Annotated in this window: 24 protein-coding genes; 17 read left to right on the top strand and 7 right to left on the bottom strand. The window is 43.3% G+C overall.

What is annotated here, in order from left to right; all coding sequences use genetic code 11:
* Positions 1-16 precede the first annotated feature (16 nt).
* From HF312_16720 to lptB, 17 genes are all read left to right on the top strand, one after another.
* Positions 17-763, top strand: a complete 747-nt coding sequence (locus HF312_16720; protein MCU7521860.1) for a hypothetical protein — start codon at positions 17-19, stop codon at positions 761-763.
* 109 nt (positions 764-872) lie between these two features.
* Positions 873-1,208, top strand: coding sequence for a YHS domain-containing protein (locus tag HF312_16715; GenBank protein MCU7521859.1), 336 nt, complete (start codon positions 873-875; stop codon positions 1,206-1,208).
* A 111-nt stretch (positions 1,209-1,319) separates the two neighbouring features.
* Positions 1,320-2,426 carry a M48 family metallopeptidase gene (locus tag HF312_16710; GenBank protein MCU7521858.1) on the top strand — a complete coding sequence of 369 codons (1,107 nt, stop codon included), beginning with the start codon at positions 1,320-1,322 and terminating at the stop codon, positions 2,424-2,426.
* A gap of 74 nt (positions 2,427-2,500) precedes the next feature.
* Positions 2,501-2,794: an Asp-tRNA(Asn)/Glu-tRNA(Gln) amidotransferase subunit GatC gene (gatC, locus tag HF312_16705; protein ID MCU7521857.1), complete on the top strand. Its 294-nt coding sequence runs from the start codon at positions 2,501-2,503 to the stop codon at positions 2,792-2,794.
* Between the two features lie 21 nt (positions 2,795-2,815).
* A complete protein-coding gene (gene kdsB, locus HF312_16700; protein MCU7521856.1) occupies positions 2,816-3,577 on the top strand; it encodes a 3-deoxy-manno-octulosonate cytidylyltransferase in 762 nt (253 codons plus the stop codon).
* Positions 3,578-3,589: 12 nt separating this feature from the next.
* Complete coding sequence (locus HF312_16695; protein ID MCU7521855.1) at positions 3,590-4,549, top strand: pyridoxal-phosphate dependent enzyme; 960 nt, start codon at positions 3,590-3,592, stop codon at positions 4,547-4,549.
* 100 nt (positions 4,550-4,649) lie between these two features.
* Entirely contained in the window at positions 4,650-5,060 is a 411-nt protein-coding gene (locus tag HF312_16690) for an HIT family protein (protein ID MCU7521854.1), read from the top strand.
* 12 nt (positions 5,061-5,072) lie between these two features.
* Positions 5,073-5,480: a cobalamin B12-binding domain-containing protein gene (locus tag HF312_16685; GenBank protein ID MCU7521853.1), complete on the top strand. Its 408-nt coding sequence runs from the start codon at positions 5,073-5,075 to the stop codon at positions 5,478-5,480.
* 258 nt (positions 5,481-5,738) lie between these two features.
* On the top strand, positions 5,739-6,860 hold the full coding sequence (locus tag HF312_16680) for a DUF1624 domain-containing protein (GenBank protein MCU7521852.1): 1,122 nt from the start codon (positions 5,739-5,741) through the stop codon (positions 6,858-6,860).
* A 12-nt stretch (positions 6,861-6,872) separates the two neighbouring features.
* On the top strand, positions 6,873-7,904 hold the full coding sequence (gene ruvB, locus HF312_16675) for a Holliday junction branch migration DNA helicase RuvB (GenBank protein MCU7521851.1): 1,032 nt from the start codon (positions 6,873-6,875) through the stop codon (positions 7,902-7,904).
* A 77-nt stretch (positions 7,905-7,981) separates the two neighbouring features.
* Positions 7,982-8,803 carry a 3-deoxy-8-phosphooctulonate synthase gene (kdsA, locus tag HF312_16670; GenBank protein ID MCU7521850.1) on the top strand — a complete coding sequence of 274 codons (822 nt, stop codon included), beginning with the start codon at positions 7,982-7,984 and terminating at the stop codon, positions 8,801-8,803.
* Positions 8,790-9,284, top strand: coding sequence for an HAD hydrolase family protein (locus HF312_16665; protein ID MCU7521849.1), 495 nt, complete (start codon positions 8,790-8,792; stop codon positions 9,282-9,284). The genes kdsA and HF312_16665 overlap by 14 nt, the downstream gene beginning before the upstream one ends.
* Complete coding sequence (locus HF312_16660) at positions 9,271-10,038, top strand: hypothetical protein (protein MCU7521848.1); 768 nt, start codon at positions 9,271-9,273, stop codon at positions 10,036-10,038. The genes HF312_16665 and HF312_16660 overlap by 14 nt, the downstream gene beginning before the upstream one ends.
* Positions 10,039-10,111: 73 nt before the next feature.
* Positions 10,112-11,017 carry a KpsF/GutQ family sugar-phosphate isomerase gene (locus tag HF312_16655; GenBank protein ID MCU7521847.1) on the top strand — a complete coding sequence of 302 codons (906 nt, stop codon included), beginning with the start codon at positions 10,112-10,114 and terminating at the stop codon, positions 11,015-11,017.
* Positions 11,014-11,610, top strand: coding sequence for an LPS export ABC transporter periplasmic protein LptC (lptC, locus tag HF312_16650; GenBank protein MCU7521846.1), 597 nt, complete (start codon positions 11,014-11,016; stop codon positions 11,608-11,610). Before HF312_16655 ends, lptC begins: the two co-directional genes overlap by 4 nt.
* The gene (locus tag HF312_16645) at positions 11,607-12,962 is read left to right on the top strand and encodes an LPS export ABC transporter periplasmic protein LptC (GenBank protein ID MCU7521845.1); all 1,356 of its coding nucleotides are present in this window, start codon (positions 11,607-11,609) and stop codon (positions 12,960-12,962) included. Before lptC ends, HF312_16645 begins: the two co-directional genes overlap by 4 nt.
* A gap of 37 nt (positions 12,963-12,999) precedes the next feature.
* Positions 13,000-13,740, top strand: a complete 741-nt coding sequence (gene lptB, locus HF312_16640) for an LPS export ABC transporter ATP-binding protein (GenBank protein ID MCU7521844.1) — start codon at positions 13,000-13,002, stop codon at positions 13,738-13,740.
* A 65-nt stretch (positions 13,741-13,805) separates the two neighbouring features.
* Here the strand turns inward: lptB and HF312_16635 are convergent, their stop codons facing one another.
* The 7 genes from HF312_16635 to HF312_16605 form a co-directional block, all read right to left on the bottom strand.
* Positions 13,806-15,383, bottom strand: coding sequence for an acetaldehyde dehydrogenase (acetylating) (locus HF312_16635; GenBank protein MCU7521843.1), 1,578 nt, complete (start codon positions 15,381-15,383; stop codon positions 13,806-13,808).
* A 235-nt stretch (positions 15,384-15,618) separates the two neighbouring features.
* Positions 15,619-15,873 carry a hypothetical protein gene (locus tag HF312_16630; GenBank protein ID MCU7521842.1) on the bottom strand — a complete coding sequence of 85 codons (255 nt, stop codon included), beginning with the start codon at positions 15,871-15,873 and terminating at the stop codon, positions 15,619-15,621.
* Positions 15,874-16,012: 139 nt separating this feature from the next.
* On the bottom strand, positions 16,013-16,762 hold the full coding sequence (locus HF312_16625; GenBank protein ID MCU7521841.1) for a response regulator: 750 nt from the start codon (positions 16,760-16,762) through the stop codon (positions 16,013-16,015).
* A 5-nt stretch (positions 16,763-16,767) separates the two neighbouring features.
* Positions 16,768-17,820 carry a histidine kinase gene (locus HF312_16620; protein ID MCU7521840.1) on the bottom strand — a complete coding sequence of 351 codons (1,053 nt, stop codon included), beginning with the start codon at positions 17,818-17,820 and terminating at the stop codon, positions 16,768-16,770.
* Between the two features lie 2 nt (positions 17,821-17,822).
* Positions 17,823-18,581, bottom strand: coding sequence for a cell wall-active antibiotics response protein (locus tag HF312_16615; GenBank protein MCU7521839.1), 759 nt, complete (start codon positions 18,579-18,581; stop codon positions 17,823-17,825).
* Positions 18,582-18,699: 118 nt separating this feature from the next.
* Positions 18,700-20,790, bottom strand: coding sequence for a PAS domain S-box protein (locus HF312_16610; protein ID MCU7521838.1), 2,091 nt, complete (start codon positions 20,788-20,790; stop codon positions 18,700-18,702).
* Positions 20,791-21,044: 254 nt separating this feature from the next.
* Positions 21,045-22,403, bottom strand: a complete 1,359-nt coding sequence (locus tag HF312_16605; GenBank protein ID MCU7521837.1) for a DNA recombination protein RmuC — start codon at positions 22,401-22,403, stop codon at positions 21,045-21,047.
* Positions 22,404-22,508: the final 105 nt, after the last annotated feature.

The following is a 22,508-nucleotide window of genomic DNA, read 5'->3' as shown; positions in this document are numbered from 1 at the left end:
ATTATATATGAAATATTTGTCGATAATTTTACTGGTCCTCTTCAGCATGAAGTTTACATATGCCTCCGAAGAGGAAAACCTGATGCAAAAAGCCAACAGCTTCTACCAGCAGGGGAGCTATGACAAGGCAATTGAAATTTACCAGAAAATAGTAAGTGACGGCTACTCCGGTAAAGAGCTTTACTACAACCTGGGGAATTCATACTTTAAGGTGGGTATGATAGGCTACGCCATCTTAAATTATGAGAAAGCGCAGAAGATCTCACCAAATGACGAGGATGTGGCATATAACCTGAAGATAGCAAATGCAAGAACAGTTGATAAGATTGAAGCAATGCCCAAGATATTCCTTGTAAGGTGGTGGGAAGAGCTCCTGAACCTGTTTTCCGTAAACGGATGGACGCTGTTTTCTTACTTTGTCTACCTGACATTCCTTGCAATTATAGGCTGGTACTTCTTTGCCAGAAGGCAGGCCCTTCAGAAGTGGATCCTCATCTCCGGCCTGGCATTTGCCGCTGTGTTTTTGCTGTCCATTGTTATCCTGATATCCAGGTACAATTACGATAACGGCAAGGAGTATGCAGTTGTAACCCAGTCTTCAGTAACCGTTAAACTTTCTCCGGATGAGCATAGCGGCGACGCATTCATTGTCCACGAGGGAATAAAGGTGAGCCTCGAGGATAAAGTTGACAGCTGGGTGAAGGTGAAACTTGCCGACGGGAAGGTGGGCTGGCTCTCGGAAGGGGAGATGAAGAAAATTTAATTATTGTTTTCCGGAACTTTTTACCGGATAAATGCTTATTATAATAAAACCTGGTCCCGGTAACTTAAGAAGCGATATATTAAACAAAAACAAAGAAAGGTATAATACAATGAAAAACCTGTTAGTACTGACACTATTTATAATGCTGTCTTTCAGTCTCGGCGTAAATGCGCAGCAGAAGGATAAGAAGCAGGTAAGCAAGAGCAAGGTGACTACCACGGTTTCGTCTAAAGAAGATAAAGTTCAGGATGTGAAAGAGGGAAAGCCGTTTAATAAAGTCTGCCCGGTTTCAGGTGAGGATCTGGAAAAAGACGAAATGGTGCTCGTTGCCTACAACGGCAAAACTTACGGCCTGTGCTGCGATAAATGCACAGCCAAATTCAAGAAAGATCCGGCAAAATATGCGGCCAGATTAAATGAGGACGGAACAAAATATAAGAAATAAAAAGTTTTTTAAGGACCAGGAGACAAAAGCAGCCCATAGGCTGCTTTTTTTTTCACCTAAAAGGGCGATTATTCAGATTGCCTTGAAATTTTGTTATAGGTATTTTTAAGTATGGATTCAAAAAGATATAATAATATTAAACTTGGAGTAAGCATAACGAAGGGAATCTTGTCTTTCCTTATCGTATTCTTATTCTTAAAATCGGGCTTAAGCCTCAGGCTGGAAGACTACCTCGCAGGCTTCATTTCAAACAGTTACCTGCTTTTTATTGCATTTATAATAACCTTAAGTATTGCGGGCTCAATTCTTTCTTTCCCTGTAAACTACTACACGGAATTTTATCTGGAGCATAAATATAACCTGTCAAACCAGACATTCCGCGCCTGGATGTGGGAGAGTGCCAAGGGCGCAATGGTTTCAGGCGTTATCGGAATTCCGCTTTTATTTATTTTTTACTACGTCCTTAACCGCTTCGGAAACCTCTGGTGGCTGCCGTTTGCAATCATACTGTTTCTGGTTTCTGTTGTCCTGGCCAGGATAGTGCCTGTTCTAATAATGCCCTTATTCTATAAGATTACCCCTCTTGAAGATGAGGATCTTAAATCGCGCCTTGAAAGGCTTGCCAGGGATGCGGGCCTTAAGCTTAAGAGTGTTTTTAAGTTTGATATGAGCAAGAATACAAGAAAGGCTAACGCGGCATTTACGGGTATGGGAAAATCCAAAAGAATACTCCTGGGGGATAACCTCCTTGATGGATACTCTTCAGATGAGATTGAAACCGTAATTGCCCACGAGCTGGGGCATTACAAGTATAAACATATCATTATTAATATTGTTGTAGGCACTGTTTTCAGCTTCCTTACTCTCTACCTGCTGGCTCTTTTATACAGAATCTCGCTTCCATACTTTGGATACAGTTCCATTACGCAGGTCTCGGCTATCCCGATACTCCTTTTGTGGGGAATGGTGCTGGGAGTAGTTGAAACTCCGATAACAAGCTCCCTGTCCAGAAAGCATGAATACCAGGCCGACCGCTACGCCATTGAGTCTACGGCAAAGGCCGAAGCCTTCATTAGAACCCTTGAAAAGCTCAACGAGCAGAACCTGGGCGACAAGGAGCCCCATCCCGTTGTGGAGTGGTTCTTCTACAGCCATCCCTCAATAAAGAAAAGGATTGCCGCGGTAAGAAAACTTTCGCAGTCTGAAGCTCTGGAGTAATGAAAGATACTCCGGTAACTTATTTATTTGAAAAAGATTATTTATATTAGAATTTAATTTATCAGGTCTTAAATATGTCCGTTACAAGAAAAGATGTTGAATACATAGCCGCCCTGGCCAAGCTGAAATTCAGTGAAACCGAGCTGGATAGCTTTACCGGTGAGCTGAATCAGATACTTGGTTATATGGAAAAATTAAACGAGCTTGATACCACGGATGTGGAGCCGCTCTCATATCCCGTTGAAGTTTCTGAAGTGCTGCGTGAGGACAAGCGTACGCCTTCGGTTCCGAGAGAAGAAGCCCTGAAGAATGCCCCCGACGCTACAGAGGAATTCTTCAAGGTCCCCAAAGTAATTAATGTTGAATAAAAACTTTAGGCCAAAAAATAAATGAATCTAGGAATAATTCCGGCCCGGTTCGCCTCGACCAGGCTTATGGGCAAGCCTCTTGCCGATATCGGAGGCAAACCGATGATACAGCACACATATGAAAGCAGCCAGAAATCAAAAATGCTGCATGAGGTGATAATTGCAACAGATGACGAAAAAGTTGCCCAGGTGGCAAGGGACTTTGGAGCAAGGGTAATAGTAACTCCAAAGGACATTGCAACCGGCTCTGACAGGATTGCATATGTTGCACAGAACATGCCGCATGCAGATATTATAGTCAATATTCAGGGGGATGAGCCTTTTATTCAGGGAAGAATGATAGATGAGGCAATTGAACCCCTGTTCTTCGACAGCAGCGTAAATGTCTCTACCCTGGCGAAAAAGATTACAACAGTTGAGGAGCTTGAAAACCCTTCGATACCGAAAGTGGTCTTCGATTACCACAACTTTGCTCTTTACTTCTCGCGTTCGCCGATCCCCTTTGTAAGGGATGCCAGGAGCCATCTTGAAAGTCTCAGGGTGGCCGACATCTATAAGCACATTGGGCTTTACGTTTACAGAAGGGAAGCCCTTCTTAAATTTACGAGCCTGCCGCCCACGGATCTGGAAAGGATTGAAAAACTTGAGCAGCTCAGAATGCTGGAAAACGGCTTTAAGATCAAGATTGTCGTAACCGAACTTGAAAGCCTCTCGGTTGACACGCCAGAGGACCTTGAACTGGCAAGAAGATATTACAGTAAAATGTTCAGAATTAATCACTAAAAGTTAATTGCCATGAAATACCCAAAACGCATACAGCTTGCAAACGTCCCTACACCTCTGCAGAAAATGAGTTTTAACGGGGCAGACTTCCTCATGAAAAGGGATGACTTTACGGGTCTTGAACTTTCAGGGAATAAGGTAAGAAAGCTTGAATTTATTCTTTTCCAGGCTAAAAAAGAGGGCGCTACAAAAATTTTCACCTGCGGCGGTGAGCAGTCAAACCATTCAAGAGCAACCGTTGCAGCTGCAAAGGCACAGGGCTTTGATGTAAAGCTATTCCTCTGGGGGAAAAAATCTAACAAAGCTGAAGGCAACCTCTTTCTGGACAGGTTTTTAGGAGCAGATATACGTTACCTGGACAAAAATGAGTATTTACGGGTTAACTCCGTTATGGAAGAAGAATACTCTCTGGCCCGGGCAAAAGGGGAGAAGGTTTTTGTCGTTCCTGAGGGCGGTTCTTCACCTCTTGGCATCTGGGGCTACATCAACTTTATTGAGGAGTTGAAATTCCAGACCAGCTTAAACCGGTTAAAAGGCATTATTACAGCCTGCGGCTCCGGAGGAACAAGCGCCGGACTATTGGTTGGGGCGGCTCTGAATAAGCTGAAACTTAAGGTTTATGCCGTAAATGTACTCTATTCGGCCGGGGAAATGAGAGAAAGAATCCTTGCTTTAGCCGAAGAATGTATCAGGATATACAAGCTGCCGTGCAAAATAGATGAAACTAACCTTGAAATACTTGACGGTTATTCCGCTGAGGGCTATAAGAATATCACGGAAGAAAAGCTGGAAGTGATCAGGTCTTTTGCGCACAGCAGCGGCATAATTCTGGACCCGGCCTATACAGGAAAGGCTTTTTATGCCTTTAATGAAAATTTTCTGAAAGGAAAAGTAAAGACCGACGTCCTTTTTGTGCATACGGGTGGGCTTTTCGGGGTGTTTTCAAAGAAAGAAAAATATCTGGCCTTTTAAGAGTGTATTCAGGGAAAAAATAAGATGCCAGGCTCCATAAATAAAGTGGCGCTTTTGGTGGAAAAATTAGTAATTTTGTCATAAGAAAATAGCGGGTCATATGAACTGTATCTTCTGTGATATCATTGCCGGCAGGTCACCGGCCGAGATAATTTATGAAGATGACAAGGTAGTCTCGTTTCTGGATATAAAGCCGATACATTTCGGGCATATACTGGTTGTGCCAAGAGGCCATTATGTGGATTTTCTGGATATTCCGGAAGACAGCCTCCACTCACTTATTCATGCAACCAGGAAGGTTACTGATGCAATTGTGAAGGGCTTAAAACCCGACGGCTACAACATTTTTACGAATAATGGTGCAGCAGCAGGGCAGTCGGTCTTTCATTTCCACGTGCACATAACCCCCCGCTATTTTAACGATGAGATCAAATTCATGCTGAATCTAAAAAACTATAAAGAAACTGAAATGAAGAAATTTGCCGACAGAATAAGGCAGGAAATTCAGTAAAAGGAGACTTAAATGGATAAAAAAATCAGAGTTCTTGTTGCTAAAGCTGGTCTCGACGGACATGACAGAGGTGCAAAGGTAATTGCTGCAGCATTAAGAGATGCAGGTATGGAAGTAATTTATACCGGTTTAAGACAGACTCCGGAAATGATAGTTGAAGCTGCAATACAGGAAGACGTGGATGTTATTGGAATAAGCATTCTTTCAGGCGCACACATGACAATTTTCCCGAGGATTATGTCCCTCATGAAGGAAAAAGGACTCAATGACGTGCTTCTTACAGGAGGGGGAATTATTCCTGAAGGAGACCTCAAGGAACTGAGAAACATCGGTGTCGGAGAACTTTTTACCCCTGGAACCCCAACCTCCCAGGTAATTGAGTTCATTACAAACTATTGCAATACCCACCCCAGAGATTAAGATCATTCTGCTTCAGGAGAACCGTGAAAAAGTAAGCTTTTTTGCTTTTTCACGGCCTCTTGCTTCCCACGATTCCTGAGCCGGGAACAATAATTATGTTTCAATTTTTCATTAAAATCGCTATCCTTTAAGCATATACCAAAAAGAACTACTTATCCTAAATAACTGTTTAATTATTGGGATACTTTACGTATTTTTACATCCAGAATTATAGATTTTATGTTTTTGTGACTTTTGGAGATACTTTTAGAGATAATAATGTTGAAAGACAAGAAAAAAAACAGAATCATATTTATTGATCTTATGCGGGCTTTTGCCGTACTAATGATGGTTCAGGGGCACACAGTAGATACACTTCTTGCAGACAGCTACAGAACATTTGACTCACCTTTATTTAGTTTCTGGTTCTTCATGAGGGGCCTGACGGCTCCGATTTTCCTTTTTTCTTCGGGAACTGTTTTTACTTACCTGTTCCGCATGAATAAAATCCCTTTCAGTGAAAATCCCAGGGCAAAAAAGGGGCTGAAAAGATTTTTGCTGCTTGTGGGGCTGGCTTATTTTTTAAGATATCCAACGCCTTATATATTCGACTTCTACAATGTCAGTGCATCTCAGTGGCAGACATTTTTCCAGGTCGATGTACTGCATTTAATCGGCTTCGGCATACTGTTCTTAATCGGATTGCTTTACCTGGCAGAGAAATTTAACTTAAGGGACGTACTGGTCTTTTCAACGGCGGCTTTTGTTGCATTTTCACTTTATCCCCTCTTTTCGAAAATTGACTGGATTAAGTTTCTGCCGCTTCCAATTGCAGGATACCTTTACCAGGGGACAGGCTCGCTTTTTCCGCTCATTCCATGGATTGGATTCATCTTTGCCGGTGCCGTCCTCGGAAGCTATCTTGCACACAACAGCGAGGTTTTCACTACAAAAAGGTTCAGCCTGAACCTTTTATACATGGCATTTCTTTTTATTGCAATTTCTTTGATAGGAAATACTCTGGAACTGGCAATCTACAAGCAGAGTAATTTCTGGACAACGAGTCCCAACCTGATATTTTTCAGGCTTGGCATCGTTTTACTCTTAAACAGCGGGATGTCTTACCTGGCAATTATGGTAAAGAAGGTTCCGCCTATAATTTTTCACATCGGGAGAAATACACTTCCGATTTATGTGGTTCACCTCATTATATTATATGGAAGCGCCTGGACGATGGGCCTCTGGAGCATTTTTGCAAAGAGTTTTAGCGTATGGAGCACGATCGGCGCTGCAATTTTAATGATATCGCTCATGATCAGCATGGTACAGGGATTTCAGTTCGTAAAGGTCAGAATTAAGAAAAGAGAAGTTGATTCAGGCAGTATTCAGGTACAAAAATAAAAAGTTAATTTAATGAGAAAATCAGAAAACACTGATGCAAATCCAAACGATGAGGAAAGGCTCTTTGAACAGAGCCTCCGCCCTAGCCGTTTTGATGAATTCATGGGGCAGAAAAAGATCACAGATAATCTGAAGGTCTTTATTGCCGCTGCCCTCAAAAGGGACGAAGGACTCGACCACGTTCTTCTTACAGGACCTCCGGGGCTGGGTAAAACTACACTTGCCCACATTATTGCTCACGAGATGGGCTCCAGAATTAAAATTACTTCGGGACCGGTTCTTGAAAAACCCGGCGACCTGGCCGGCCTGCTTACTAACCTCGAGGAAAAATCCGTCCTTTTTATTGATGAAATCCACCGCCTGAGCCCTGTAGTTGAAGAATACCTCTATTCGGCAATGGAAGACTATACGCTGGACATTATGATAGACAGCGGTCCAAATGCACGCTCTGTGCAGATCCGCCTGCCCAAGTATACGCTTGTCGGGGCTACAACAAGAGCAGGACTATTAACGGCACCGCTGCGCGACCGCTTTGGAATAAAGGCGCGCCTGGATTATTACGACTCGGAGCTCCTAAGCAGAATCGTAAAAAGATCCTCAGGGCTTCTTGGCCTGAAGATCGAGGAGGAAGCGGCCTATGAACTTGCTAAACGTTCGCGCGGTACACCGAGAATTGCAAACAGGCTTTTAAGACGTACACGCGACTTTGCGGACTATGAGGATAAAAAAATAATCGACCTGGCTGTGGTTAAAAAGGCCCTTGACGCGCTTGACGTGGATGAATACGGCCTAGATGAAATGGATAAGGATATTATTCTTGCCATTATTGAAAAGTTCAAGGGAGGACCAGTGGGCCTGAGCACGCTGGCTGTTGCCGTAAATGAGGATCCGGGGACGATAGAGGAAGTCTATGAGCCGTTCTTAATTCAGCAGGGATTCATTCAGCGCACGCCAAGAGGCCGCGAGGCAACGGACCTGGCTTATATACGTTTCGGAATAAAAAGAACAAACCGGAATGAAAGCAGCAATCTCTTCGGAGAGTAAAAGCTGCGTAAAAAAACTAAAAGGAATTATTTAAGCGGTAAGATTCAGAGCTTAATATTAAACTTATACGGGAATAAATGGTAGAAATATCAAATATCAGGATCGGCGGCGGCAATCCCCTTGTTTTAATTGCAGGCCCCTGCGTTATTGAAGGCGAGGAAATAACACTTAAGACCGCCGAAGAGATTAAGAAGATTACCTCGGAGCTGGGAATCCCTTTCATATTCAAGTCCAGCTACAGGAAAGCCAACAGAACAAGCCTGGATTCTTTTACCGGCCTTAATGAGGACATGGCACTTAAGATACTTCAGAAGGCGAAAGACTCTCTAAGCGTGCCCATCCTGACAGATATTCATACCGAAAGCGAGGCTGAGAGAATTTCATGTGTTGCGGACGTTCTCCAGATACCGGCATTCCTCTGCCGGCAGACGGACCTCCTGATTGCAGCCGGGAAAACCGGCAGGGCAGTCAACATTAAAAAAGGGCAGTTTCTGGCTCCTGAAGATATGAAGCATGCGGCAGAAAAGGTGGCTTCAACAGGAAATAAAAATGTAATGCTTACTGAAAGGGGAACAACCTTCGGCTATCACAATCTTGTTGTTGACATGCGGTCACTGGTTATAATGAGAGAGCTTGGCTACCCCGTTGTAATGGATGCTACTCATGCAGTACAGATTCCTTCACAGGGGGGAATTTCAGGCGGACAGCCTAAGTTTATTCCGCCGATTGCCAGGGCGGCCGTAGCCGTTGGCATTGACGCCCTTTTTATGGAAGTTCATCCTGATCCCGCTCATGCCCTCAGTGACGCAGCAAGTCAGTTCCCTCTTTCAAAGCTCAGGGATTTACTCTCGGGAATTCAAAAACTTGATGAAGCTGTGAAGTCCAATGGTTCTTTATAACCTGCTGAGTAAATTAAAATTCCTGCTTTTTGACCTTCATGGCGTTGTCCTTCCGCCGGAAGACACAACCGGGACGGAGAAGGCCCTCTCGGATTTGAAGAAGGATCTCCTGAAGGCTGAAAACTTAGGCCTTATGTGCGGAATTATTTCGGCTACTGAAGACTTAGGCCTCATTCAAAGGGTTAAGGAGCTTGGCCTTAAGGAAGTGTTTTCGCACTCAATAGATAAAGTCTCACAGGCTGAAATACTGTTAAAGAAGTATAATCTCGGCTATGATAACATCGGCTTTGTCGGTGATGACATACTGGACATCCCCCTTTTGATGAAAACGGGCTTCAGCGCCGCGCCGCACAGCGCAAGGCGTGAAGTAAAAAGAATTGTCAGTTACGTTACAAAGGATTCTGAAGAAAAGACGGTACTTTCGGATGTTTTGGATTTGATATCTAAGGCAAGAGAACAACAGGCAAATGAATCCAAATGATTTACCCGGTAATGGCGAGAGCTTTCCAAGAAGACTTTCTTCAAGGGAGAAAGAGTGGCTTTTTTCTGTCCTGCCTTCAGACCGCCTGGGATATAATATCTACCGTGAGAAAATTGAAGACTTGTTTGTTATAGGGCGCGGGCGTTTCGGCGATACTGATTTTGTGCTGGGTAAAAAGGAAGAGTCTGTTGATGAAACAATGCCTCCCGTTCCGGTCTTTGCCATAGGAAGCCTCATCTATAAAGAAACTGAGGTTTACGTTGTAATTCATGAAGAGTTTGAAGGACAGATAGAGTTTGATATTTCAAGAACCGGCGGAAAGATTCTGCCCCCGCAGCTAAGTGAAATAAAAAGGTGGAGCTATTCTTCCTGGAGGCCGGGCCAGAATGCCCCGGGAGACAATTCAAAGGTGAGGGAAGTGCATCTTGTTCCGGGCAGTGTGGTCCTGGCAATTGCCAGTGAGCATAAGAGAATCTGGGTTTATGAAGCTGGGACTGGAATTAACCACCTGATCCCGGTAACGAACTTTTTTAATGAGGTTATCAGGGTTAAACATATACGTGATCCCAGGCTGGCACTGAATTCAAAGCTGGTCTTTGATCCATCGTTTGAACTTTCAGACCAGGACCTTGGCTCGGCTTTTCTCATTTACAATAAGTATTGGAAGAAAATCAGTCTGGATTATTCTATATTTGTAAGTACAGAAAAAAAAGATAAGGAAAAGTCCTTATTTAAAATATTTAAAAGAGGTTAGATTGTCTATCGAAACAATTATACAGAAAGCAAAAGAAGTAGTCTGCAAGGAAGCTGAAGCTGTTGCAGGTTTAATGGAAAGAATTGACGGTGATTTCGCCCGTGCGGTTGAAATTATTTATAAATCCAAAGGACGAGTTATCCTTACGGGGATGGGAAAGTCGGGGCTTATTGCCCGCAAGATAGTGGCTACGATGAATTCTACCGGCACGCCAGCCATATATCTGCATCCGACGGATGCCCTGCATGGGGATCTTGGTATGGTTAGACAGGAAGACGTTGTAATCCTGATATCCAAAAGCGGCAACACAGAAGAAATTATAAATCTCATTCCGCTCTTAAAAAGGCTGAATGTGGTAATGATAGCCATGGTTGGAAATAAGAATTCCAGGGTGGCCAGGGAATGCAAATTTGTGCTCGACGTTGGCGTTAAGGAAGAAGCCTGCCCGTATGACCTGGCTCCAACGGCATCCAGCACGGCAACACTCGTAATGGGGGATGCACTTTCGATGGCACTGCTGGAATTAAGGGGCTTTACGAAAGAGGATTTTGCACTCCTGCATCCGGGAGGAAGCCTAGGTAAAAGACTCTCTCTCAGGATCTCGGAGCTGATGATAAAAGGAGAGGATATTCCGGTCGTAAACTGTATGGCATCACTGAAGGATACAATACTTGAAATTACCTCAAAGCGCCTTGGAATGACTACAGTTGTTGATGAAAACGGCGTTCTCTCTGGGATCATTACTGACGGCGACTTAAGAAGACTCCTGGAGAAAACAATTAGTTTCAATTCACTAAAGGCTGAAGATATTATGACCAGGAACCCTAAAACTATAAAAGAGGATTATCTGGCATCCTTTGCCCTGCAGTACATGGAAAACTTTAAGATAACCTCACTCATCGTAATAGATGAGGCAAGCCGTCCAATGGGAATAGTACATCTCCACGACCTTGTAAAACTGGGCCTTCAGGCAAGATGAAAATTCTGCGGAAAAAGAATGTTAAATGCAATTATCACTTAATTGTGGGAATTGCATTTTTGTTTATGGCTTCTGCCATTTCATTTGTGGGCTGTTCTGAGGATAAGATCAAGCCTCCCGTTCTTGCCGGAACAAAGGAGGGTGAAATACCATCGCAGGAGAGCTGGAATTTCAAAATGATGTTTACGGACGAAGGCCACCTGAAGGCAATTCTGACTTCTTCACACGCAAAGGTTTTTGATAGCAGGAAAGAAACACTTTTAGACACTGTGAGAATTGACTTCTACAGCGAGAACGGACAGAAAGCATCCACATTAACCTCTCTTAAAGGCAAAGTTGACGGCATTACAAATAACATGTATGCCATCGACAGCGTTGTGGCTAAAAACGACATCGGAACAGTTTTGAAGACGCAGGAGCTCATGTGGAGAAGCAAGGACAGGAAAATTGTCTCGGATAAGTTCGTTACAATTACTTCTCCAACTGAAAAAATACAGGGCTACGGTGTGGTTGCTGACCAGAACCTGAGCAACTATGTCATCTATAAGCCTACATTTGTCACAACTCCTGAAGGCGCCGGAGCTATGCCGTGAAAACAGTAATTGCAGCATTTATCATATTTTTTAGTTCTTTTGTGGCCTCAGGACAGGGGCGTACCGGAGGACTCATTACTGTTACCGGCGACAGCCTTGCAGGCAAACTCATCGGCGGGGAGAGCATCAGAGAGGTAATAGGCCACGTTGTACTCAGGCAGGGGAACATAGTAATTACATGCCAGAAAGCCACACAGTACCTGGCAAGGAATAATGCCATACTGGAAGGCAATGTTGTAGTCAGGCAGGATACGCTTACAATTGAAGCCCAAAGAGGATATTATTACGGCAACGACAGAATAGCTGAATGCAAAACCGGAGTAAAATTAAATGACGGAAAAGTTATTCTGACTGCGGTAAACGGAAACTATTACTTTAATGAGCAAAGAGCTTATTTTTCCGATAAAGTAAAGCTTTATGACACGGTTTCCACAATGACGTGCAGCGTCCTGAACTATTATAAAAATGAAAACCGTGCCGTTGCAACCGGCAGCGTTACGATAAATGACTCCACTAATACGATCGAAGCTGACAGCATGACACACCTGAGGGCGACAAGGACAACCTTTGCGGACGGGAACGTCCAGGTATCAAACTCCAGGAATAATGTTGTTGTCTACGGAAACCATCTTGAGAACTACGCGCTGAAAAAATACACGCTGATAAATGAGAAGCCTCTTTTAATGCAGGTCGATACCACGGCAGACGGAAAGAAGGATACGCTTATTATCTCCTCGCGCACGATGGAATCCTATAACGACACCTCGAGGACCTTTGTTGCAACAGACTCAGTAAGAATTCTAAGGGGCAGTTTTGCGTCAGCCAATAATTATTCGATATATTACAGAAATGCGGAAAAGATAATTACATATAAGCGCCCAAAGGATACAAATGTGCCCGTTCTCTGGTACGAAGACACACAGCTCTCAGGTGACTCGGTGAATATTTTTACCGAAAACAACCGCATGAGGAGAATTGAGGTTTATAATAATTGTTTTATACTTTCGCATAATGAAGGCTATGATACCAGATACGACCAGATTTCAGGCGACCAGATGACAATCTACTTTGACTCTACAGGCATTCAGCATACAGACGTTAACGGTAATGTCCTGAGCATTTATTACATGTATGAAAAAGATGAGGCGAACGGGCTTACAAAGTCGAGCGCGCAGAAGGCAAAAATATTTTTCAATAAAAAAGCCGTAAGTGAGGTGAAATTATATACTTCACCCGTAAGTGAGTATTATCCTGAAAACCTGGTTCAGAATAATGAACTTTCTTTCACTTTGCCCGCGTTTTTCATTAAAACGGGCAGGCCCGAAAAAAAGTCGCTCCTTCAGGCACTATAATTACAGCTCCGGAAAATTCAATAAAGAAGAAATTAAAATGGAACATTCTTTAACATTAAGAAGCGAAGACCTGGTAAAAATATATAAAAAGCGGACAGTCGTGAAAAAAGTATCCGTTCAGGTTACACAGGGCGAAATTGTCGGCCTTCTGGGACCTAACGGAGCAGGGAAGACCACGACATTTTACATGATAGTTGGTATGATAAAGCCCGAAAGCGGCAAGGTGTTTCTGGATTCTGAGAATATAACACAAATGCCGATGTATAAAAGGGCGAGGCTTGGAATAGGGTACCTGCCCCAGGAAGCTTCAATATTCCGCCGCCTCAGCGTCGAGGAAAACCTGATGGCAGTGCTCCAGGTGATGGACTTGTCCTCTAAGGAAAGAAAAGAACGCTGCAATCAGCTTCTTGAGGACTTAAATATCACTCATATCCGTAAGAGCCTTGGCTTTCAGCTCAGCGGAGGGGAAAGAAGAAGAACTGAAATTGCACGAGCCCTTGCAACAAATCCAAAATTTATCCTTTTGGATGAGCCTTTTGCGGGAGTTGATCCTATTGCAGTTGAAGACATCATGAATATTGTTGCCAACCTTAAAAACCGGGGTATAGGTATACTGATTACAGACCATAACGTTCACGAGACACTGAGCATTGTGGATAAAGCTTACATCCTTATTAGCGGCAACATTTTCAAATACGGAACGGCAGAAGTCCTGGCTGAGGATGCCGACGTAAGAAAGCTTTATTTGGGAGAAAAGTTCAAACTGGACAGATATTAAGGGATATAAAAAAAGCATGCTGCAGATGCAGCATGCTTAAAACTTTCAAAACATTTCTAAAAATTTTACTTCTTAAACTCACGGATTATCTTATCAATAGTATCTTTTGTCATGCCGCTGCCGTAAACGGCGCCTTCAGTTTTCTTTTCCGAAAAATCCGGCTTTTTTGTCTCAGCCGTAAAGGTGAGTCCGGGGTTGCCGGCGCGTGCCCGCAGGCGTTCCTCTATCTGCTGCATGAAGCTTTGAGAACTTCCGGCAGCGGAGCCGTATGAAGAAACGCTGTTACCCTGATTGATGGGGTTTACCTCAAAGGCCAGGGTTTTAATATTCATCAGATGTTTGGCCGTAACGTTCTCGGATACTATTGAGCCTCCCCAAGTTCCGGGGCCAAGTGTAAGCGAAGGAGCAAGTCCTGTAGTATATCCCACAGCGCCAAGAGAGTTAACTGTATTGACCAAAATCCTGAAGGCCGGTTTTTCAAGAGCAAACTTCATGATTATGTCGTTGTCGCCTGAGTGTATAGACATTGAATGGCCGACGCCGCCGAAATTGAGTATATCAATACATTTATGGCAGCCTTCCAGCCAGCCGTCAACTGTGTAAAGGGCAAGTATCGGGGAAAGCTTTTCCATCGAAAGGGGTTCGTCTTTTCCGACTTTTGTAATTTCAGCTACAAGAACTCTCGTGGTCTCAGGGACAGAAAATCCTGCGTACTTGGCAATCCACGGTGCCGGCATTCCAACGATATCAGGGTTTATTCTTCCTTCTTTTGCTATTGCGCGCGAGAGCATTGTTTTTTCTTCGCCTGAAACAAAGTAGCCGCCCTGGGCTTTTACTTCTTCAATTACTTTGTCGTAAAGAGGCCTGTCAACAATCATTGCCTGTTCTGAAGAGCAGAGTGTGCCGTTGTCAAACGTAGTTCCAAAAATTATATCAGCAACTGCTTTCTTGTAATTTGCAGTGCGCTCAATAAAGGCCGGAACGTTTCCCGGGCCAACCCCGTATGCGGGTTTCCCGGCGCTGTAGGCGGCTTTAACCATCGGTGTGCTTCCGGTGGCAAGGATTACGGCAACGTTTTTATCTTTCATTAAAGCTTCAGTGCCTTCAACCGTGGGGACGGTCATGCACTGCATAAGCCCTTTGGGTGCGCCTGCTTTTTCGGCTGCATCGGAAAGTACTCTTAAAGCCTCCCGGGTGCAGTTTGCAGTTCTTGGGTGAGGGCTGCAGACAATTGCATTACGGCATTTTAAGGAAATAAGCGACTTAAACATTGCTGTTGAAGTGGGGTTTGTTGAAGGCACAAGGGCAGCAACAACTCCCATAGGTTCGGCAATTTTTACGAGTTTGCCGTTCATCTCGCTTGAAATAACGCCTACGGTCTTAAGATCCTTAATGTATTCGTAAACGGCTTTCGTTCCGAATTCGTTTTTGATTTTCTTGTCAGTCCACTTGCCGAAGCCGCTTTCCTCGCAGGCCATTTTAGCCAGGCGTTCTGCTTCTTTGAAGCCGGCCTCAGCCATTGCCTTGATTATCTTGTCTACCTGTTCCTGGCTATAATGCTTGAATTCCAGCTGTGCTTCTTTAGCCTTCCTGGCTAAATCCCTGGCTTCCTGAATTGACTGAAGATCTTTGTCTAGATTCATATGGTTACCCTAAAATCTTATTCCGGATCCTAATGAATTAATTCAAATTTATTGTCCAAAATAAAAAATATTCTTTTTTAATCAAATTAAATTATGGAGTGAAAAAAGAGGAGAAAATTTAACATGCCTGAGGTGATTAGCCGGGCTTTCCGAGAAGGCCGCAGCCAATCACCTCAAGAACAGGGGGAGTTTAATGGCTGAATGATTGATAACTGAATCTTTAATTGCTGAATGTCTAATAGCTGAATGAACTGCTGTCTTCAATGGTTTCCTCATAGGCTTTCCTGTCCTCAAGCTTGTCGTCGTAAGTCCTGCTGTCGCCCTGAAGCCTGTAGACTTCTTCTTTTGGAATAATGTAGTAATCGCCCACTTTTTCAACGTCGTGTATAATGTGAAGCCAGACATAAAGGTTTATCTGGCCTATGCTTTTGCCCAGGATAAGTGCTGCTTCCTCAACGCTTAAATATTTTTCGCTTTTCTTTATGAACATAATCACCTCTGATTGATAACCATTGGACAATTAATTTTAGAGGAAAAGCTTCAAAAATAGGGCCACCGTGAAATTTATGCCGAAACCCGGGACTAAAACCTATTAATGTAAATCTTACAGGTAAGATTTACTGAAGGATTTACTGGAAAATTTCCTTCAGTCTCGAGTACCCGCTCTTGCTTACCGGGAGGAATTTACCGCCTGAGGTCTGAACGCGGTAGGTCTCTTTTTCAAAGAGCTCTATCTGTTTTATTTCAGACAGGCGCACGAGGAAGGAGCGGTGTATCCTTATGAACTCCTCGGGATTAAGGTGGTCTTCAAAGAATTTCATCGTTTTCTGCTTCAGGAACCGGCCTTCAGCAGTATTAATCATTACATAGTCATCCTGGGCCTCAATAAAAGAAATTTTATCTGCCGGAATGATGTGTATCCTGGGGCCGTTTTTGACGACTACTCTTTCCAGGAATTCTTTCTTTTTATCCATCTGTTCAAAAACGTTTCCCAGGGTTTCCTCGTTTCTCTTTTTATCGGCAAGGAAGAAAGAAGCTTTGCTTATCGCCTCGGAAAACCTTTCTTCTGAAAAAGGCTTCAGCAGGTAGTCTGCCGCATTTGCCTCGAAGGCTTTCAGCGCGTACTGGTCGTAGGCAGTTGTAAAAATTACCACAGGGAGCTCTTCTAAAAGTTCAAGCATCTCAAATCCGTTGATTTTCGGCATCTGGACGTCAAGAAAAATGAGGTCGGGCTTAAATTCATTTATTGCCTTAATTCCCTGGAACCCGTTATCGCATTCAGCGGCAATTTCAATTTCCGGGAAATTTTTCAGATACGCCTTTACGATTTCTCTGGCAAGGGGTTCGTCATCAATTATGACTGTATTTATTTTACTCATGGTTTTTAAGATTCTCCCAAAGGAATAAATATATTTACCTTAAAAATGCCATCCCTGTTATCTACAACGAGTAAATTATCCTGATGGTAAACTAAGGAGAGCCTGTTTAGTATATTCTTCAATCCTATTTTTTCCCCTGACGGGGATACGGCCTCCTGGTCGTAGTTGTTTTCAACCGAGATTTTCAGATAATTATTCTCTTTTTGGCAGCTTAACTTAATTATAACCTTCTCAAGGCTTTCATATACGCCGTATTTTATCGCATTCTCTAAAAGAGGCTGAAGAATCATTGGCGGGATCATTACTCCGCTTGAGGAGGAAGCGAGCTCTTCAACATACTCAAATTTACTTCCAAACCTCACTTTTTCAATATCGAGATAAAGCCTTACATTTTTAATCTCTTCTGAAAGATTATGGAACTGTTTTTCACTTTCCGAGAGCGTCATTCTCATATACTCGGAAAGCTTTATTGTCATTTCCCTCGCCTTTGATGGATCCGTCAGCGTAAGTGAGCTTATGGAATTAAGGCTGTTAAACAGGAAGTGGGGATTGATCTGATACTTTAAGGATTTCAGCTCGGCTTCCCGGGCATAGCTTTTGAGCTCTGACTCCTTTATTAGCTTTTCATTGTAGCTGTTGTAAAAAATGTAAAGGTAATAAAATGAGGCAATTATAACATATAACATAACACCTATAAGAATTCTCCATCCTGCAGTCCGCATAAGGAAGCTGTCAAGTTCCCTTCCGGGATTTAATACTACTAGCAAAATAAGGGCAGACAACCCAAGCCATAAAACCGAAGTGGAAAGAGCTGCCAGTACGTGCTGAAGGGCGAAGCGGGAACTGCTGCGGTTTTCTATGGAAAGAAACTTAACAGGGTACCACAATCCCAGGCCCAGGCCCATGTAGACTATGTTAAAGACAATGCTGTCTGAAATTGAATCCTTAAGGCTCAGGCTTGCTGAATTGTAAAGAAATAATATATGGATAACGCCAACCGTTATCCATATAAACAGGTAAAAGAGAAAGTTTCTTAGTATGAGAAGCGGATTACTCATAATTATGCGGTTTTAATTTCCCCGCCGCCAAAGAGCAGGAGCCCTCTTATGACCAGCTTTCTGTCGTCTGAATATGTAATGCTGGGATCTTTTCTTCTTTCGTCTGAAAAGCCGCCTAAAATCGGGGTCGCCTCAACGACCACCTTCCAGTCCCTGGGAATAAAAAGCGTGGTTCCGCCGAAGATTGCCGTTACTTCAAGAATGTTATTTCCGGGAGCCAGTTTACAGTTATAAAGGTCTATTTCCGAGCCCCCGAAGATTGAAGTTATTCTGCCGCCCTGAAAATTTTCTGAAGTAACAGATTTTTTTATGCCGCTGAAGACAGCTGTTTCATCGAGGAAGTCTTCGCTTGCTGAGTTAGCTCCTCTGTCAAATCTCTGCTTGAAGTGTTCATTTACATGGTCTGCAATCTTCTCGGCAGCATGGTCCCTGAATCTTCTGTGCGGGCGGCCGACGCCAAGCAAAATGTATACGCCGAGTATTATCAGCAGTACAGGCCATATGGTCCAGATGTCGTAATCATAATGGTGTGATGCCCAGAATAGAACTCCGAGAATGGTCAGTATGGAGCCTCCCCTGAAATTCCCGTTTGCCATTAAAATAATGCCTATTAAAATCAGGATTCCCTGCGGGAAGTAAGTGAATTCCCTTAAAGGGAACATCAGCATGTCCAGGTTGGCTAAAAGCAAAAGGACGCCTATAACAATAATTACAGCGCCAAGAAAAAGTGTTCTTCCGGATCTTCTTCTAATCTCACTCATTGTAATTCCTCTTTGATTATTTTATCTACTACAAAAATAACATCAAAGAAACATTTCCAAAGACATAATCGGTGAAAAAAAGAAATTTACCGGTAAACTGAAAAAAGGCGCAAGTGACTTAGAATTTCTTAAAAGATACCGTAAAGGTAGAGCCTACTCCTTTTTCTGACTGCACATAAATTTCGGCCTCATTTAGTTCTGCATATTTTTTCACAAGTGCCAGGCCAAGGCCGTTTCCGTCAAAGCGCCTTGTATAGCCCGTTTCCTCCTGCGAAAAAGGGGAAAAAAGGTGAGGAATGTACTCTTTCAGAATCCCGATACCGGTATCCTTAACGTCCACGCAAACGCTGCCGTTGCGGTTATAAAGATTTACATCAATTTTTCCCGAGGGGGTGAACTTGATGGCATTGCCGATAATGTTTTCAAATATCTGGTCTACCGTATATTTGTCGCCAATTATGCTGCTTTTTGCGGCATTATTGTTAAAAGAAAGCTCAAGCCCCTTGCGCTCGGCAATAACTGAAAATTCCTGCTGAAGCCCCAGGATTTCTTCGGACAGGTCGAGTTCTGCATATTTGCACTCAATGTTGCCTGTCTGCACCTGCGACATATTAAGTATGAGGTCGATTGTACGGATAAGCCTTTTACCCCCATTATCAACTGTTTCAAAGAACAGCGGCAGGTCCTCAAAATTTCTACTCTCAACATCTTCTTTAATAAGCGAAATATAGCTTAGAATTGTATTAAGGGGAGTTCTGATCTCATGCGACATCTGTGTAAGGAAGTCAGTCTTCAGCCTGTCTGAACGCTCGGCAAGCTGCTTTGCCTTAATGAGCTCATCTTCATAGGAGTTCTGCAGCATTGCAGCCCCAATCATATCGCCGGCTGTCTTCAGGGCTTCAGTCTCAGCAAACGACCAATCCCTTATTTCCAGACAGTCGTCAAATCCAATGAAACCCCACCAGTTTTTCCCGACGAAAATTGGAACGATTACCAGAGATTTGATATCCTGTGCTTCGATTAAGGGCTTTCCTTCCGGGGCCATAGTTTCCAGATTGCTGATAGAAACTTCATTCCTGCGTAAAGCACTGACTTCAGAATCAGTAAATACATTACTGTAAGGCAGTTCCTGAAGTATGGGGTTATCAATCTGGGGGGGAATCCCCTCGGCTGTCCACTCATAAAGCTGCTGCATTAAAAGCAAGCCTTCCTCATCAGTTTTATTCCTGAATATGTATACGCGGCTTACCTGTGCTGCCTCACCAAGTCTTTTGAGCACCTGGTCAATGTTTTCATCCCATCTGGAAGATTTCAGGAACATCTCAGCCTGAAAGCTTATTGCCTTCAAAATTTCATCCTGGCGCTGAAGCATTATTTCTGAAAGCTTTCTTTTCGTAATATCCTGCAGTACTCCAACAGAGCCGATGAGTTCACCTGACTTTTCGCGCCATGCAAAGGAATGATCACTGACCCAGATAAGTTCGCCGTTTTTCCGGCAGATCAGGTAATCTGCCTGATATTCTTTAAAACCTGAGTCAGTTCTTAGCTTTTTTACCTCTTCTGCATTCGACTGGCTGTGAAATTCCCTCTTTTTAATGATCCCAGCAAGGCCGATCTGGTTTATCTCTTCAAATGTGTAGCCCGTCAGGTTGCTTATAGCGGGGCTCAGATAATCGTAGGTTAAAGTAGCGTATCTTAAGCGGTAGAGGACATCCTTTGTGGTTTCTGCCAGGACGCGCAGATTGTCTTCCGTTTCAGTAAGAGAACGCTCAATGGATTTCCTTTCTTCAATCTCATTTTTCAAAAGCTGATTTGTCACAAGAAGTTCATTTGTCCTTTGAACCACCCTTTCTTCCAGCTCAATGTGTGCACGCTTAAGTTCAGATTCAGCAAGTCGCCTGTGCCTGATTCCGTACTCAAGGTCTTTCCTCTGTTTTATAAAGCTGGTTAAAAAGTTTGCAAACTCCCCGAATTCGGATTTTTCTTCTAAAAGAGGCAGAATTAAAGACAGATTTTCATTCTGAAAGCTTTTATAGAGATTATTGACCGGGACGGCAACCCACTTCCACAAAAGTACTGAAACAACTGAAAAGACCAGTGCCTCAAGAGCAATCAGCAGGTATAAATCCAAAAATGATATAACTGCAAGCGCATTTAAGAAAAAAATCAAAGCTAAGATAACAGAGATCTTGGTACGGATTTTTATCATGAAAGAAATTCCAAAGCTATCGTAAAAAAGCTATCTTTTTAAATGATTTAACTAATTAACCTCAGGAATCAACATGGAATCCTGCCTGCTCAATAGGATCAAATACAAGCTGAGTCTCACATACATCCCCTTTTTTTGTCGATTTTAAAGAGGGTGTTCCGAATCATTACATATTATCGCTTAACCGGGCAATAAATTAAGCGGTTATATCCGTTAAAACGTATTTAACCGCGAATATATGGAAATTTTCCTAATTAATCCTCAGTGTTTTCAATTAATAACTCAAGGCCCTCACTGGCCGGAAGAGCCTGTACGTCCTTTAATTTCCTCTCAATTCTCCTTGATGCCACTGAGGCATTTTCAATTGTGTTGCTTGCCTCCTGCAGCTTTTTCCGGGTTTTGTCCAGAATGGTGCCGAAATTACTGAATTCAGTTTTAACCATCCCGAGCAGGTTCCAGACCTCGCTGGAACGCTTCTCAATTGCGAGTGTTCTGAATCCCATCTGAAGGCTGTTTAATATTGCCGTCAGTGTCGTAGGCCCTGCAACTATTACGCGGAATTCATTCTGAATCTTCTCTGTCAGGCCGGGACGCCTTAATATTTCTGCATAAAGGCCCTCTACGGGCAGAAAAAGTATTGCAAAGTCTGTTGTGTTCGGGGGATCGAGGTACTTTTCCTTTATGTCCCGGGCTTCAGATTTTATCCTGTTCTCCAGGGCTTTGGCGCTTTCTTCAACAAAAGCCGTTTCTGCTGAATCCTGTGCCTCACAGAGCCTCTGGTAGTCTTCAAGAGGGAATTTGGCATCTATAGGAAGCCATAGTGCTTCTTCCGGAGAGTTGCCGCGCCCGGGCATTTTTACGGCATACTCCACGATGCAGGAGCTGTTCTTTTTTGTGGCAACATTTTTCGAATACTGCTCCGGCGAAAGTATCTGTTCAATAAGGCTGCCAAGCTGTACTTCCCCCCAGGTGCCCCGGGTTTTGATATTTGAAAGTACACGCTTCAGGTCGCCAACCCCGTTTGCCAGGCTCTGCATTTCACCAAGCCCGCGGTGCACCATTTCAAGGCGTTCACTTACCAGACGGAAAGAATCGCCCAGCCTTTTTTCCAAGGTGGACTGCAGTTTCTCATCCACAGTTAGACGCATTTCTTCCAGCTTTTGTGAATTGCTGGTCTGAAGTTCCCCAAGCTTTTCCTGCACTTTTTCTTTTAGCTCTTCGAATTTCTTTTCGTTTGTCTGCGTCAGTGCCGCAATCTTTTCGTCAACTGTTTTCGAAAGGGAAACTAAGTTTCCACTGAAAATGTCGAGCTGCGACTTCTGGAGTTTTGATAAGTCTACCATCCGCTTAAGAAGGGAGTCTTCCAGGAGCCTGAAAATGTTGTTTAATTCCGTTCTAAGCTGAACTGACTGATTATTTGCCTCAGAACGGCTGGAAGAAAATTCGGCCCTGATTTCCTTTTCTGTCCTGCTGAAGCCTTCAGAGAGCATCCCCCTGAGTTCATCTGGCAGCTTGCTTGAAGTCTCATGCGCGCTGTTTTTCCATATCCTAACGGTAAGGAGCAGAATTACCGTCAGCATAAACAGTATTATAAAAAGCAGCAGTTCCTGCATATATTTACTCCTTGAGGCCGGTTCTGTAATTATTAATTTATTTCATACGTAACTTAGGCAAAAATAATATTTGTATTTATTTTCATAAAGAAAAAATTTACAATA

Source organism: Ignavibacteria bacterium (genome assembly GCA_025612375.1).
Classification (GTDB): Bacteria; Bacteroidota; Ignavibacteria; order Ignavibacteriales; family SURF-24; genus JAAXKN01.
Note: the sequence above shows the minus strand (reverse complement) of the source record. Positions and strands in the feature narration are given on the sequence as shown.